Here is a 15,891-nt window from a genome sequence, read left to right as displayed (position 1 = left end):
GCATTTATACGCTTTGTATAATTCATTTTATGTTTAAAACGGCTCAGATCTTATTTATAACAGTGATGTACTTGTACTTGTGCTTAGATAGTAAACTAGTTACTAAGTCTAACCGCTAAATTTCTTTAACAACGCCTTTTCCATGAGAAACTTTTAAGTTAATTTGGCTTTTACTTTCGGTCTCAGCTTGCGTAGCTTTAGTAAAGAAAGATTTATCGTCTGAGTCTAAAGAATACTGATAGGTGCTTTCAGTAGGCACTTTAACAACGATATTACCATGTGAGTTTCGTCCTTCAATTTCAAATCTTGCTGACGATGTTTGTGTTAAGCTGATTTGCCCATGCGCATTTTTTGCCTTTATAAATTTAGCATCACCTTCATAGTATATTGGTCCATGCTTATTACTTAATACGATACGTTCTGAGTCTGTTGTATTGACGCGAATATTACTATGCGCAGCTTCAACGTCCGTCATTTGGCCTTTATGTTTTACAAAATCAATTTTTGAATGAGCACTATCAAACTCAACTTGGTCAAATTGACTCTCTTCAATATCAGCCTTGCCATGACGCCACTGCGCTTCCATTTTATTGCCTACGGCCTTATCAATATCTAAAGTACTATGGCTACCATTAAGAATTAATTGATCTGCATTGATCGTTTTAATAGCTAAACGACCATGGTGTAATTCCAACTCAGCTTGCTTTGCTTGTAAATTGGCGATATCTACCTCAGTATGACTAGCATTTAATGTAAGTTCACTGTAACTGGCGTTATCAAGAGTCATTGAACCATGTGAATGCTTGATAAGTAGATTATTTATGCTTCCTTTGCCAAGTTGAATAACAAGCTTACGTTCAACAGAACAATTACTTCCCCAAACACTCAATTCTTTAATTTCAGCCGATAGTTTTAATGTGCTACTGCTATGGTCTTTTGTGAATTTTTGTAAACAATACTCAGCCTTACCTTTTTTTAGCTTTTGTTCCATGCTAAGTAAAATTAAGTCACTTTCGTTTGCTGTAATACTAATTTTAGTATGATCAAAGTCTAACGAGAGGTTTTCAATATCGTTTAGTTCGTACTCAACTTCACTGATGACGGGGTTTGATGCTGCAAACACTAATGAGGAAGAAGCCAGTATCGCGCAAAGTATTAATGTTTTGCTTATGTTTTTAGTTATATTTTTGGTTATGCTGTTCATGTCAGTATCCTGTATTTTTATTATAGTTTATTGATTGATAAGGTTCTTATAACAGTAATTATGCCAATGTTTTATGTGTTTGATTTAAAAGGATTTTAATAGGCGTTGTATTTTTAATATGTTTTATAATATAAAATATTAACAAACTAAATGGTGATTACCACTATATAGTGGTTTATTTAACTAAATTAATCTTACACGTACGTTAAGGGAGCGTTAGCAAGCCTATTTTAATACATCTTAACCATGTTAAAGCATTCTGTTAGAATAGTAGGCTATCAATTAAAGTATACCGAGCCAGCATGTCAGAATTTCAAGCATTTTCACTTTTAGAGTCAATTATTGACCGTGTTAATCTTAAAGGTTATAAACAGCCTACACCGATCCAAAAAGAATGTATTCCAGCCCTTATTAATGGGGATGATCTGCTTGGTATAGCGCAAACAGGAACAGGAAAAACTGCGGCCTTTTCATTGCCTATTATCAATAAATTTGGACGCAATAAAATAGATATTAAGGCTAAGAGCACACGTTCGCTTATCTTAACCCCTACCCGAGAACTTGCTTCGCAAATAATGGAAAATATTGATGATTATTCTGAGGGTTTAGAACTTAAAACTAAGGTTGTTTATGGTGGTGTAGGAAGACAAGGTCAAGTTGACGCTATCGCAGCTGGACTTGATATTTTAGTGGCAACCCCTGGAAGGTTATTAGATTTAATTGAAACGGGCGATATAAACTTTAAAGCGTTAGAAGTGTTTGTGCTAGATGAAGCCGATACTATGTTAGATATGGGCTTTTTTAAAGATGTTCAAACCATTATATCTAAACTGCCGAAAAGCCGACAAACGCTTTTGTTCTCAGCAACCATGCCTGCGGAAATAGAAATACTTGCTGAGGCTATCTTAAATAATCCAACAAAAATTCAAATAGCGGCTGAAACCGTTACCATTGACTTGGTTAATCAAAGTGTATATCAACTTGAAAAAGCGAATAAAGTACCTTTGTTATTTAATATTCTCGAAAATTCTGCCTATGAAAAAGTACTCATTTTTTGTAAAACAAAGTATGGTGCAGATATTATTGTTAAAGCACTAGAAAAAGCGTCAATAACGGCTGCTAGCTTGCACAGTGGTAAAACACAAGCAGTGAGAGAGGAAGCGTTACAGAACTTTAAAGATGCTAATTTAAGAGTGTTAGTAGCGACTGATGTTGCTGCTCGTGGTATTGATGTTGATAATATTACGTTAGTAATTAACTATAATCTTCCTGAAGATCCAAGAAACTATATACACCGCATTGGCCGAACGGCTCGTGCTGGTAAAAATGGTATGGCCATATCATTTGCTGTAGAAAATGATGTAAGACAGTTAAATAATATTGAAAATAGCATAGGGCAAGTTATCCCGGTTGTTATCGAACAGCCTTTTCATAAAGAATTTTCAAAAGTGGTTAAGCCTGTTAAAAAGGCGATCAAAAAACAGGTTAAGAAAAACAGTAAGAAGCCAACTAAATCGAGAAGAAAATAAATGAAGTTTCAGCTACAGTAATGCACAGTTAATCAGTTAAAGGTCAAAATATTCCTTTTTTTTACAATAATTGTGTGCCGTAGTGTTATTATCCCCTATAAATAGAATCATTATATTGTTTTTTAAATACAGAGCTGAGTTAGGAAATAAATGAAAGAACATTTGCATAACATTTATACAGATGATTTAGCTGATGTTGAAGGATATCGGCGTTTTATTTTTATTGGCTCTTTTATTGGTTGCTCATTCTTACTGCTGTTTTCTTTTATTGATTATTTTTTATTCGATTTGTATTTGGATAGTGCTGTTGAAGCTATTGGCGCTATTGTATTATTTATAATACACCGTATAGAAACAAAAAGGCCGGCCCAATTATGGCCCGTTATTTTAGGAATTGTGACGGTTGCTTTAGTTGTTATGGTTGGCACTTTTGCTAGCCCCTCTGCTAATGGATACGTTGTTTGGTTGTCGTTATTCCCCTTTATTTGTTTCTTATTATTAGAGAAAAAAAAGGCTTTTATCCTTTCAATATTTCTTAATGTGTTGTTTGTTGTTGCGCTTATTTATTTTTCTGTTTATTACCCTGAAAAGGGCTTTAATATTTATGGTATTGTAGCAGCTGCGGGAGCATTAACTTGCGGCACAATACTCGCATGGGCCTATGCGGATAATAGAACGAAAATGATACACCTATTGGCTAAGCAGGCTAAAACGGATGCACTAACATCTTTGCTTAACCGACGTGGGTTAATGTCTTCCTTTAACCTTTACATCGCACTGTATAAAAGGCATAAACAAGATCTTTGTGTATTTATTCTTGATCTAGATAACTTTAAATTAGTAAACGATAGCTTTGGTCATGATGTGGGAGATGTTTTAATTATTGAGTGCGCTAATGCTATTAAATCTGAGCTTAGAGATGTTGACTGTGTGGCTCGTTTAGGTGGGGAAGAGTATATTGGAATATTGCCTAACACTTCTTTAGAAGAGGCGGAAGTTATTGCTCATCGCATAAAGAAAACGATTGAAGAGTTAGCGATTAACTTGCCTGATAACTCATGCGTTAAAATAACAGCAAGCATTGGTTTAACATGTACATCTGAAAATAGAGTGTCGTTTGATGCTTTATATAAATCAGCTGATCAAGCGCTTTATAAAGCAAAAAACAACGGGCGTAATCGTGTTGTGTTAGCAGAAAAAACAGTCACGAGTTAAGCTAACTAAGTCTTAATTTATATAGTGATAAATAGGAAAAATAACGTTTTATTAAAAGCTTTAACCGTATTTATAATTGTTCAAATACTGTTAAAGGTCTGGTTGTTGTTATTTTTACACTCACTGATTGTCCTTGCTGCAAACTTACGTCGTGGTGAGTTCTTATCTTAAGTAATTTTTCACCTATTTCAACTTGATATAAACGACTACTTCCTTCATAACGCATTGATACTATTTTGCCATTACCTTGCTCATCTTCTTGTACTAAAAGATCTTCTGGTCGTAATAATAAATCAACATGGCCACTCAGTTGTGCGTGCTCTACTACTTGTTCAAAACCGATATCTGACACAATTAGGTTTTTTCCTGTCGCGATTTCAGCGGAAAGAAAATTTGCTTCTCCTAAAAAACGTGCAACAAAGCGATTAACAGGGTGGCTATAACAAAACTCAGGTTTGTCAATTTGCTCTAATTTTCCTGCGCGCAATACACCAATACGATCGCCAACAGATAAGGCTTCTTCTTGATCATGAGTTACCCAAATAGCGGGAATACCGGCGGTTTTTAATGCGGTACGAATTTCCCAGCGTAGGTCGTCTTTTAGCGCGGCATCTAAATTAGATAATGGCTCATCTAATAAAATAAACGCAGGTTGATGCGCTAGCGTTCGTGCTAATGCAACGCGTTGTTTTTGACCACCTGATAAGTTACTTGGTTTAACATGACGAAAAGCTTCTAAGCCTAGGGTTTTTATCCATCGGTCAGCTTGAGTAGTGTCAGTTAATCGAAAGCCAATGTTTTTTTCAACGGTTAAATGTGGAAATAGGGCGAAATCCTGGAACACCATACCGACATTACGTTTTTCAGGGGCAATCTGTTGTTTTACATTGGCGGTCCAACTTTTATGGAATACTTCACCTTGCGCAATAGGTATTAAACCGGCAAGTGCTTTTAAAATTGTTGATTTACCACAGCCAGTAGGGCCCACTAGCATGAGTATTTCATCGCTAGCTAATTCTAAATTTAAATTGTCTATTACGGTCGTATGACCATACTTGATTGATAAGTTATTGATTGTGAGCATTAACGCTGTTCTTCCTCATTTAATTCAACACTATTCCAGCGTTCTGTACTAAACATAAGCGCTAAACCTAGCGCTGATATGAAAATTAATATTAAACCTGGAATGGCAGCTCGACCAAAATAACCGGCTTCATAGACACGCCATAAATAAGTCGCTAAGGTTTCAAATTCAATAGGGCCAAGTAGCAAGGTGGCTGGTAATTCACGCATTACTTCAAGAAAAACTAAAGCACCTCCGGCAACTATGCCACGCATTGTTAAGGGCAAAGTAATACGTTGATAGGCTTCTTTTGGACTAGCCCCTAGTACGCGTGCTGCGTTTACTAGTGAGCCGTCTAAGCTTTCGGTAGAGCTGCGTATTGTACCTACGGCTAGCGGTAAAAATCTTAATACGTAAGCTAATATCAATAAAGCGAGTGTTTGGTATAAAAATGGTAATTGTAAACCTGCATAGATTAAGGCTGTACCCATTACTATGCCCGGGATACCAAAACCAATAAAGGTTATCCGCTCCATAATACGACCCATTGTACCTTTAATCGCTGCATAAGCTAAAGGTAAAGCCAATATTACGGCAAAAAATGCGGCTAATAAGGATGCATAAGCGGAGTTTAATGCATAAGTAAAATCAAAGTTACCAGTGCCTTCACGCCATAACCATAAAGAGAAAATTGCAAGTGGCAGAACAATTGCTAACATCACTATTGGTAAAGTTGTTAATAATAATAAATTAGCTTGCCAAGGTTTAGGCCAAAAAGTTAAGTGTCGACCTGGAGGCTCTTGACTACCTTTAACTTTTGATTCTAAGTATAAAATTAACCCAACGACTACTAATAACTGTAAAGACAACATAGCCGCTTGGCTTAAACCAAAAGAGTTGTATTCAACATAAATTTCACGGGTAAAGGTATCTAATCCCATAATGGCTGGAGTGCCAAAATCAGACAACGCGTACATGGCAGCGAGTAATGTACCTGCTGCTATACCATTACGAATACGAGGCAATACTACATGCCATATGCTTGATAGTAGTGGCATTCCTAACGTTCTTGCAGCATAAACTTGACTCGCGTCTAAACTACTTAACGCTGCGCGCGTACTCAATAAAACGAATGGATAGGTATATAAAGCCATGATAACGCTAGAGCCCAATAAACCATTAAGTGCAGGTGTGGCGATTCCGGTGACATTTTCTATTTCGCCGCCAGTGCCAAATGCGGCATAAAAAGTAAACGCGCCTAAATAGCTAGGTAGGGCAAGTGGTGCTGCTAACAGAATTAACCAAAACTTTCGCCATGGAATTTTTACATAGGTAACGAGTAACGCTAATGGTACACCTATGAGTACCGCGCCCACAGCGGTGAATAGCATTAACAATAAGGTATTGCTTAATATTTCTAGGTTTCGAATATCAAACATTTGTACGCTGTCAGATGCCAACGCAAATAGAATAATAACGGGAAAAAAAGCTAATAAAGCAATAACTAAAGAAATAGTATACGATAATGGCCAACGGGTCATATTATGCCAGCTTTACGCATTAAGTTTATTGTTGGTCTTAAATCAGCAAGCTTAGTTAGGTCAACATTAGGTGGAGAAAGTTGAGCTAAATTTGGAATACCAGCAGGTGTTGGTAACTGACCCGCGAGAGGTAGTTCATAAGCTTCGGTAGATAAATATGTTTGCACTTCTTTAGATAATAAATAGCGAATAAAATCAGTCGCCGTTTTACCTTCTTTTAATGCTAGTACGCCGGAAGCATTGATTAAACAACCAGCATCATTCTTTGTGAATGCTAATGCTAATCGAGCATCAGGTTTACCTGATTTTAATCTTAGGGTGTAATAATGGTTCGCTAAGCCTAGATCAACTTCACCACGTTCAACGGCCATAACAACACCAAGTTCACCGGCATATTGTTTAGTTTTGTTTTTCATTCCTTTTAGCCAGTGTGTTGTGGCTTTATCACCTTCAATTAAACGCATAGCGGTAATAAAAGATTGAAATGAAGCATAAGCTGGCGCCCAAGCAATGGATAAGTCAGTATCGGGTAAGGCCATAATACTATCAGGAATTTGCGCTGCGCTAATACGATCAGGATTATAGGGTAGGGTTCTAATGCGTCCTGAAATAGGTGCCCAATGACTAAAACGAAATTCAGGTTGTAACTGTTGTGTTAAATCACCAGGTAGTTTTTGCGCAAGACCAGCATCAACTACTTGCCCAATAGCACCAGAATCAACCGCCCAAAAGAGGTCCGCCTGACTAACACCGGCTTTAGCTTCTGCCATGATCATATTTGCTAAAGCGGCTGTTGGTCCGCGGCGGATGCGTAAATTAAAGTTAGGATTACGCTTTTTTATTGCATCTAAAACATCTTCATATAAACCACCTTCACCTCTACCGAGATATAGGGTTAACTCTCCTTTTAATTCCGGTAATTCAGCGACTGGAATAGCACTACTTATCGCAGCAAAACCACGAGCAGATAAAAAAGGAAAGGCGCTTGCTGCACCTAAATAAGAAAGTGTTTTAATAAAGGTTCTACGTTGCATAACTTAAAATACAGCCTTTTTGTTTTTTGCATTTTTTTCTAATAAAGCTTTTGCTTTACTAATTTTTTGAGTCATAGCTAGAACAATTTCACGTACTTGTTCGACGCTCTTTTGTTCTTTAATTGCTTTTGGTAACGTTACGTTAAAATCTTTTTCTAAATCTTCAACTAAACTTGCATCTAAAGCGATAAGTTCGCCTTCAACACCTTCAAATAAGTTAAGGTATGTGTCATGTACCATATTTGTTGAAGTATCAATTAATTTTTCAGCATATTTTGCTACAACAGAATGTAAATTGGTATCAATTACTGCTAGTGCTTCAATTGAATTTTTTGGTGCATCAACAGTTGTTTTAACTTTGGTTAATAAACCATCGTCTTGATATTTAGCAGCCATTTTAACTGCACCTAATGCTTGCCATAATGCTTTTTCTAATTTAGCTTGCTCAACTTTTACGTTTTCGATAGGTGACTGGTTATCAATACTATCTTTTACGCCATACAAACCTTGCCAAATTGACGCGTATATTAGCACATAGTTGGTTTCAATAGCTGCATGAAAATCAACTGCTTCCCAGTGTTCCATTAATGCTTCTGCATGAGCTGCTTTAGCACCACTTTTTTGATAGGCAGCAATAATACCTTCTGTTTTACTTGATAACCAATTTACTTCTTCTTCATACTTTTTGAGGTTGGCTGTAAGGTGATTAACATGTTCACCGACCTCACCATTGGCAAGCACAGAAAAAGTACTAAAACTAGCAAGTAATATTAAGCTAGCGACCATCTTTTTTGTTTGGATTAAGGCAAATTTCATTTGAATTGCTTTCCTTTGTGTAGAGTTAATAGAATAATTATGCAAATGATACTTATTCTCAACGAAATGGTAAAGTTATAACTGTTATTTTTATGTGATTATAAAATTTTAAGAATGCTGAAATTGATGTTGAAAGAAACATGGCTATGAAATCACTGAAGTTACGCTATTTTATGCTGCAAATTACCGCTTTGTATAAATTAATTCATTTGTTAAAAAATGTTACACCAATTGCCACTAGCATTATTTTAACGAATTATATTAATACCAACACAAATTGGTAAGAAATGTGAGTTTACACCATGATGAAATAGTAGATTCAACATAACTCTTTGGATGACAAAGAGAGAATGGAGGTAAATACCACTTATGCAATGTATTGTGCCATATGTGCTTATTTATAATATGAAGAAAGTGACTATACTAGCTTCGTTTGAATTACGCCTATGGCTGCACTCGTTTAGCTGCATCATAAACTGCATGGTATGGTGAGGTAATTAACACTTAGATGGATAGTGTATGGATTATCAATTTGTAAAACTAAGTGTAATGTCAGCGTTGGTGTTAGTTATGTAATTTTACGTCAGCAATTTAAAAGAAGTATTACTTCAATTTAATTTTTTAAAGGAATCAATTTATTATGTGGATAATTTTTGCATTACTCGCGACCGTTTTTTTCGGTGCCCGAGGAATAATGTATCAATGGACATCACAGAAGAAACTTAATCGTAATTTATTATTATTTGGTGTGTTTTTTGTTGGCTTTATTATCAGTATTTCAGGCGTGATTTTATTAGATCAGCAATGGTATGGTTGGGCAGATGTAGTTGTTGGTTTGGCATTGGGTTTTGGCTCTTTTGCCGCTAATGCTTTTTTGCATAAAGGCTTTTCAGTTGGTAAGGCCTCTCTCATTAGTGTTTTGTCAGGGTTAACACCTTTATTTGTACTGGCATTTGCCTTTTTGTTGTGGAGTGAAACGTTAACGTCACTTCAGTTACTTGGTTTTTTTATTATTTTTGGTGGCTTGTATATTATTCGCTATTCTAACGATATTTCTTTAACAAATTTACAAGGTGCGCAATGGGGATTACTTGCGGCTTTATTCTTCGCCTTTAATGACTTATTAGGCAAGCAGTCAACCTTGCTTGAAGCAGATACTTTTGCAACCTTAACGTCAATGTTTGGTTTTGGTAGTTTTCTTTTTGCTATGAATTGGATAGTAAAACGTAAAACGGGTGTTGTTGATCCGCATAATACTCAGTCAGATTGGTCAGAAATAAAAACATTTTCTTGTGGGTTGCTTATTGGTTTGTCTAACGTCGCGGGTATGGTTGCAATAATATCAGCTTTTGCCATCGGCAATACCGGATTAGTCTCTGCTATTTCAGGCATGAATATTTTAATTATTTTGCTTTATTCTCGTATTATTTTAAAAGAGTCTTTTACTCGACAAGAGTTGCTCGGGTTAATAACTGCTTTTATAGGCGTTATTGTGCTGAGGTTGAGTTATTAGCAATAATTTTACCGATTAAACAATAATAAAGCAGCTGAACAAAATCATAAAATACACTGCGGTACTTTCAACAAAGTGTCGCCGTGTATGTCCATCAATAATCTTACACAATAATGGGTTCTCTTTATTGTGAAAATCATATCAATTTTTACTTTCATTTTGCTAATCATGAAAGCTAATCGAGGCGCTTTGAGCACAATAATAATCTCGCAATGCATACATCATTGTGTGAATGTTTAGCTTGGTGGCAAATAAATCATTAACAAAGAGGAGTATTAAAAATGAAAAAGAAGTTAGCACTAATAGGCTGTGGTTATTTAAGTCAAACTATTGCTCAAGCAATAAAAGAGGGGGCTCTTCCTGAATATGAGCTGATTGCAGTATTAGGTCGAAATCCAATCAGAACAAAACAATTTGCTGATTATTTTAATTGTAAACCTTGTACCGATATTGATGGGTTGATGGAGTTAAAACCTGAATTTGTTGCAGAAGCTGCATCAGCTGAGTCCGTCATTGATTATACTGAAAGAATATTAGCAGATGGTGCACATATTATTGTTTTATCTACGGCAGCATTTGCAGATGTTGAGTTATATCAAAGGGCTGTAAAAGTTGCTGCAGACAATAATACTAAAATCTATATTGCTGGTGGTGCAACGGGAGGGTTTAACCTTCTTCAAACAGCTGCATTGATGAGTGCCACACCGATTGATGTGATTATAACATCTAAAAAATCACCTGGCTTTATTGCTCGAACACCTTTTTATAAAGATGGCTTGATGAAGATCACTGAGCAAGAAAGAGTTTTTACGGGCACAGCGAAGCAAATTGTTGAGGTTTTTCCTTATGTTTTTAATGTGATTTATGCCACCTCACTAGCGAGCGCTGGGCCCGAAGCGACTAAATTTAATATTGACGCCGTGCCTAACTTTACTGGCGATGATTATAGGATTGAAGTGAAAGGCGATAATGTTGCGTTAGATTTAACGATTAAGTCAGGTGATTATGCTATTGCAGCTTGGAGCGTTGTTTCCATTCTAAAAAATGCTGCATCCCCAGTGGTTTTTATGTAGGAATAGTTCAAAAAACACTGTCACGATTAATAGATTTTAAACGTAAAAGTAAAGGGGGCTTGCTCATACAGTGGTTTTCAATTTTATCATTGATTAGGTTACTTGATCGGAATTCCGTGCATGTGGTTGAATAAAATCGGGATGACAGATTGGGGTATAAATCAGTTAATAAAAAAGCAGATACTGCTACAAGTATCTGCTTTTTGCTTAACATATAAATTAATCGGCTAAGATTTTGTTACTTTTTATTGCTGATGATTCTTGTTCGACAATTACTTTTGAGGCGTAATCAAGTACTTCTCACCAGTGGCTTGTTTCGAGTAAGCTGCTATCGATTTTAATTGTAGTGCTTCTGCCAATGAAACTTCATGTGTATATTTGCTAGCAAATGTTGTGGTGATTTCATCGGCAACACGTTTACGCATCCCCATCACTGTTTTAGTGCCTAGTTTACCTAGTGCATTGAATAATAAGAATCCATTAACAGCCCAAGCAAAACCGAAGTTACGATTTAAGGTAATAGGGCCACGATCTAATGCACCATAAATGTAAACTTGTTTAAAAGTATCTGAGCCGTATACGCTATGTTCTGTCATATCACGAGACGCAGCAACTTCCATACAATTAAGGATGTCACTTGTTAATTTCCCGCCACCAATTGGGTCGAATGCAATGGTTGCACCTGTTTCAATAATTGCTGCAGTTAAGTCAGCAAGGAAAGTTTCGCTGCTTGAGTTAATCACATATTTTGCACCCATATCACGCAACAAGGTTTCTTGCTCAGCTTTACGCACAATATTGATTAAATCAACACCATCAGCAATACAAATGCGATTCAACATTTGTCCAAGACTCGATGCTGCTGCTGCATGAACGATTGCCTTATGACCTTCAGCACGCATGGTTTCAACCATAGCTAATGCCGTAAGAGGGTTAACAAAAGAAGATGCACCTTCTTTAGCTGTAGTCCCTTCTTTTAACACTAAGCAGCTTTGAACATTAGCACATAAATATTGACGATAAGTGCCACCACCAATAACCGCAACTGTTTTACCCATTAATGCTTGTGCCGCAGGAGAAGAGCCGGCTGCTACCACGGTTCCTGCACCTTCATTACCAACGGGGGTTGCTTTACCTACACGGGTTTTAACTGCAGGCATAAACTTAGCTGGGACGTCAGCAGTAATTGCTGGGCTTTGCTCTGTGCCTGATTGTTTCGCTGTTGACATATCAGCGACGCTGAACAGCACAGCTAAGTCTGATGGATTTAATGGTGCAGCTTCTACGCGAATAACGACTTCATCAGCACCTGGTTGTGGTATTTCTAAGTCTTGTAGCGCTAATGTTAATTTATTGTCTTCACTGATTGTTGAAGTAAGCTGAATATTTGATTTTGTCATGAGTTTTGCTCCTGCAAATTATAAATTTAGAATCAATAACCTTGTTGCTATTGATTGTGTTTTGTTACTTTTTTGAATCTATTGGTAGCGATAATGCTATTAATTTTTATAAATTACTGCTATCTCGCATTAGCTGCTTTAATTTGAGCGGTCACTTTTTCGATAAACTCAGGCATATTTGCTAGGCGGTCGGCCTCTACTTTTTGAGAAATAGTTAATTGGCTCATTTTATTGTTCCATTCTTTCATTTCAGCGACTTCTGCAAGTACATCCCATTCAAGTTGACTAGTAGCAAAAGTGTTAACAATGGTGTTGACGTAATAAACATAAATGTCAGCCATGGTAAATTGTTCACCTGCAATCCAAGGGGAAAATTTACACAAGCGGCTTAAGGCGCTAATTCCACGGTGTTTTAATACTTGGCGAACTTCAGTTTTAACTGATTCAGGCGCATCGGTGCCTGACAGTGCATAAGGAATAAGTCGTCTGCTTGGTAATTCAAAATAAAGCTCTGCTATTTTCATAATTTGACGAACAACCGCACGTTCACTAGCCTCTTTAGGGTATAGTGCTGTGGTTGGGTAAGTATCTTCGATAAAATCACAAATAACGCTCGACTCGGAAATGTTAAGACCTTCAGTTGTTGTTATAACTGGTACTTTTCCGGCTGGACTGATTGCCAGTAACTCGTCACTACCCCCATAAACAAGGTGTTCTTTAAATGGCAGGTTTTTGTATAGAAGTACATGTTTCACTAGGTTGTAATAGTTGCTAGCGGCAAAACCGTGCAGAGTAATCATAAGTCAGTATTCCATCATTAACGTGAAAATTTTCTAATTGCGCAAAGTGCAATTAAAGCGTCTGTATTTAAAACATTGCAACGGCGTTAGTTTGCAATGTTTAACTTAAAATCTATTATTACCTATTTAAATATGATGATATATAGGTGAAAATACCAATCACTATTGCTTTAAAGACAATAATAGTGCAAAAATTATTTATGGAGAAAAAAGTTGGATCAACTTCGTGCAATACGCTATTTCAGTACAGTCGTTGAAACGGGTAGCTTTACTAAAGCAGCAAAGGTTTTTAATGTGCCTCCATCATCATTATCTAGACGTGTGGCTGATTTAGAAAAGAGTTTAGGAGCCACTTTGTTAAAACGATCCACCCGAATTGTTAAACTAACAGAAGTAGGACAAATATATTATAAAGATGTACAGCAAATATTGAATCAACTAGCACAAAGTAATGAAACTGTGCGTAGCTATCAAACAACGCCAATGGGACGTTTACGTATCAGTTCGATGGTAGGCTTTGGTGATAAAATATTACTACCTTTGTTAGACGAATTCAGTAAGTTATATCCTGAAATTGTTCTAGATGTTAGTTTGAGCGACGAATTATCAACACTTGGACGTGATGATGTCGATATTGCAATTCGCGGTGGTTATGCGCCAAATGAGCGAGTTTTAGCAATACGATTAATGGAAAATGGCTTTATTCCTGTTGCTTCACCAAGTTATTTAGATAAGTACGGCATGCCTAACAATGTAATGGAGCTTAAAGAGCATAAAGGGCTTTATTTCAAAACACCAGCAGGACCAACACCCTGGTTATGTAAAATGGATGGTCAATGGCATGATGTATCTGGGCCCGCTGTAGCCATTTCAAACAACGGTCCTTGGTTAGCAAGAAAGGCCTGTAATGGTGAAGGTATTCTTATGTCAACGCGATGGGCACTCGCTTCACTTTTAGAATCAGGGCAGTTACAAGAACTTAAGTTTGAGCATGAATTAGCGATCACGCAAAATTCTGACTTTGCAGTGTATTTGTTGTATCAAAAACAGCGCTACTTAGTACCCAAAGTAAAAGCGGCTGTAGACTTTTTGGTGAAAAACATAAAAGTAGCCAATGAATATTAAAAAAACTGAACAGTAAAAAGGAAATATTTGTTTTAGCAGTCAACAGCTTATAACAGTCATCCTATCTTTTTTACCTTTTAACTCAAAGCCACTAGTTACCGTTTATGATTGTGATAATCTAAATAAAAAAATTTAGGATAAAAATATGAAATATACACTTTTATTGTCAACTTGTTTGCTACTTAGTGCTTGTGTCACTAAACCCACAGAACACGCTGATATTGTGATTAGTAATGCCACTATTGTTGATGTAAAAACAGGTGAACTAAATAAAGAACAGTCATTAGCTATTCGTGATGGTGTGATTATTGAACGCAGTAGTCATTCACTAAAAAATAATTATATTGTTGAGCAGCATATTGATGCTAATGATCAATTTATTATGCCTGGCTTGTGGGATATGCATGTACATTTTGGTGGTGGTAAAGAGTTAATTGCAGAGAATAAACAGCTTTTACCATTGTATATTGCTTACGGTATTACCACTGTTCGAGATGCTGCTGCTGATTTAAGTGAGTCAGTGTTAAGCTGGCGTGAGCAAGTAAATAACAACCAGTTAGTTGGTCCAACCATTTACACTTCAGGACCAAAACTTGAGGGTAAAGATTCTATTTGGCCGGGTGATCTTGAAGTAGAAACAGTTGAAGAAATGAATGCGGCGATTGATAGCCTTGATGAGATGAATGTCGACTTTATCAAAATTACCGATAGTGCGTTAACACCAGCACTTTATTTAAAAGCGGTTAAAGAAGTTAAGAAACGTGGTTACCAAATATCGGGACATATTCCTTTTTCATTATCAGTTACCGATGTTTCTAATGCCGGATTAGATGCCATAGAACATATGACCTACTTATTAAAAGCAGCAGCTATTAATGAGCCTGAAATCTCAAAAAAAGTAGCTTCAGGTGAGCTTAGTTACCGTAGTGCTTTACCTATCATTACGGAAAATATTGATAAAAAAACTGCATTAAGTAAGTACGCAGTACTCGCTAACAATAATACAGCGGTTGTACCAACCTTAATTGGTGGACAAGTTATCGCTTATATTGATGAAGATAACCACCAAAATGATGAATTTTTAAATTATCTTGGTGAAGGGCTTAAAGCGACTTATCAATGGCGTGTCGATAGAGCTAATAAAGATACTCCTGAGCAAATAAAACAACGTAAAGAACGTTTTATAAAAACAGCTCAATTACTTGTGTTGGCACAACAGGCAGGTGTGTCCATTATTGCAGGTACTGATGCTGGCTTTTTAAATTCTTATATTTACCCTGGCATATCACTTCATCAGGAGCTAGCTATTTTTAGTGACTATGGTTTAACACCTTTACAAACTTTACAATCAGCTACGCTTGCCGGCCCTAAGTTTTTAGGTAAAAGTGAACAGTTTGGCGAATTGAGTAAAGGTAAAACAGCTGATATTATTTTCTTAAGTGATAACCCGTTAATTGATGTGCGTAATACGCAAAAACTTACTGGAGTTGTTTCACATAATCGTTATTATGATCAAGCTGATTTGGCGCAATTAAAAGCGCAAGCCAAGCAACTTGCTAATAATTGATAGTTCGTCAA

At 36.5% G+C, this 15,891-nt stretch carries 13 protein-coding genes; 6 read left to right on the top strand and 7 right to left on the bottom strand.

Annotation, left to right across the window (positions count from 1 at the left end; genetic code table 11):
- Nucleotides 1-115 precede the first annotated feature (115 nt).
- Entirely contained in the window at nt 116-1,204 is a 1,089-nt protein-coding gene (locus KO509_RS16615) for a DUF4097 family beta strand repeat-containing protein (RefSeq protein ID WP_215974378.1), read from the bottom strand.
- A gap of 302 nt (nt 1,205-1,506) precedes the next feature.
- On the opposite strand from KO509_RS16615, the gene KO509_RS16610 reads away from it, so the two are divergent.
- Both KO509_RS16610 and KO509_RS16605 read left to right on the top strand, forming a co-directional pair.
- Nucleotides 1,507-2,733, top strand: coding sequence for a DEAD/DEAH box helicase (locus KO509_RS16610; protein WP_215974377.1), 1,227 nt, complete (start codon nt 1,507-1,509; stop codon nt 2,731-2,733).
- A gap of 150 nt (nt 2,734-2,883) precedes the next feature.
- Nucleotides 2,884-3,948: a GGDEF domain-containing protein gene (locus KO509_RS16605; RefSeq protein WP_215974376.1), complete on the top strand. Its 1,065-nt coding sequence runs from the start codon at nt 2,884-2,886 to the stop codon at nt 3,946-3,948.
- A 70-nt stretch (nt 3,949-4,018) separates the two neighbouring features.
- Here the strand turns inward: KO509_RS16605 and KO509_RS16600 are convergent, their stop codons facing one another.
- Genes KO509_RS16600 through KO509_RS16585 form a run of 4 tightly spaced genes read right to left on the bottom strand, consistent with a single transcriptional unit; the run spans nt 4,019 to nt 8,402 of the window.
- Entirely contained in the window at nt 4,019-5,032 is a 1,014-nt protein-coding gene (locus tag KO509_RS16600) for an ABC transporter ATP-binding protein (RefSeq protein ID WP_215974375.1), read from the bottom strand.
- The gene (locus KO509_RS16595; protein WP_215974374.1) at nt 5,032-6,552 is read right to left on the bottom strand and encodes an iron ABC transporter permease; all 1,521 of its coding nucleotides are present in this window, start codon (nt 6,550-6,552) and stop codon (nt 5,032-5,034) included. The genes KO509_RS16600 and KO509_RS16595 overlap by 1 nt, the downstream gene beginning before the upstream one ends.
- Nucleotides 6,549-7,586: an extracellular solute-binding protein gene (locus KO509_RS16590; RefSeq protein ID WP_215974373.1), complete on the bottom strand. Its 1,038-nt coding sequence runs from the start codon at nt 7,584-7,586 to the stop codon at nt 6,549-6,551. The genes KO509_RS16595 and KO509_RS16590 overlap by 4 nt, the downstream gene beginning before the upstream one ends.
- Nucleotides 7,587-7,589: 3 nt before the next feature.
- Nucleotides 7,590-8,402, bottom strand: coding sequence for a hypothetical protein (locus KO509_RS16585; RefSeq protein ID WP_215974372.1), 813 nt, complete (start codon nt 8,400-8,402; stop codon nt 7,590-7,592).
- Between the two features lie 640 nt (nt 8,403-9,042).
- On the opposite strand from KO509_RS16585, the gene KO509_RS16580 reads away from it, so the two are divergent.
- Both KO509_RS16580 and KO509_RS16575 read left to right on the top strand, forming a co-directional pair.
- Nucleotides 9,043-9,915, top strand: coding sequence for a DMT family transporter (locus tag KO509_RS16580; protein WP_215974371.1), 873 nt, complete (start codon nt 9,043-9,045; stop codon nt 9,913-9,915).
- Between the two features lie 281 nt (nt 9,916-10,196).
- Nucleotides 10,197-10,988: an aspartate dehydrogenase domain-containing protein gene (locus KO509_RS16575; RefSeq protein WP_215974370.1), complete on the top strand. Its 792-nt coding sequence runs from the start codon at nt 10,197-10,199 to the stop codon at nt 10,986-10,988.
- 272 nt (nt 10,989-11,260) lie between these two features.
- Here the strand turns inward: KO509_RS16575 and KO509_RS16570 are convergent, their stop codons facing one another.
- Both KO509_RS16570 and KO509_RS16565 read right to left on the bottom strand, forming a co-directional pair.
- The gene (locus KO509_RS16570; RefSeq protein WP_215974369.1) at nt 11,261-12,388 is read right to left on the bottom strand and encodes a zinc-binding dehydrogenase; all 1,128 of its coding nucleotides are present in this window, start codon (nt 12,386-12,388) and stop codon (nt 11,261-11,263) included.
- Nucleotides 12,389-12,507: 119 nt separating this feature from the next.
- On the bottom strand, nt 12,508-13,188 hold the full coding sequence (locus KO509_RS16565; protein ID WP_215974368.1) for a glutathione S-transferase family protein: 681 nt from the start codon (nt 13,186-13,188) through the stop codon (nt 12,508-12,510).
- Between the two features lie 213 nt (nt 13,189-13,401).
- Between KO509_RS16565 and KO509_RS16560 the strand changes: the two genes are divergently transcribed.
- Nucleotides 13,402-14,313: a LysR family transcriptional regulator gene (locus tag KO509_RS16560; protein ID WP_215974367.1), complete on the top strand. Its 912-nt coding sequence runs from the start codon at nt 13,402-13,404 to the stop codon at nt 14,311-14,313.
- A gap of 145 nt (nt 14,314-14,458) precedes the next feature.
- Complete coding sequence (locus KO509_RS16555) at nt 14,459-15,880, top strand: amidohydrolase family protein (protein ID WP_215974366.1); 1,422 nt, start codon at nt 14,459-14,461, stop codon at nt 15,878-15,880.
- The last annotated feature ends 11 nt before the right edge of the window (nt 15,881-15,891 follow it).

Source organism: Colwellia sp. C2M11, assembly GCF_018860915.1.
GTDB lineage: Bacteria > Pseudomonadota > Gammaproteobacteria > Enterobacterales > Alteromonadaceae > Colwellia.
Note: the sequence above shows the minus strand (reverse complement) of the source record. Positions and strands in the feature narration are given on the sequence as shown.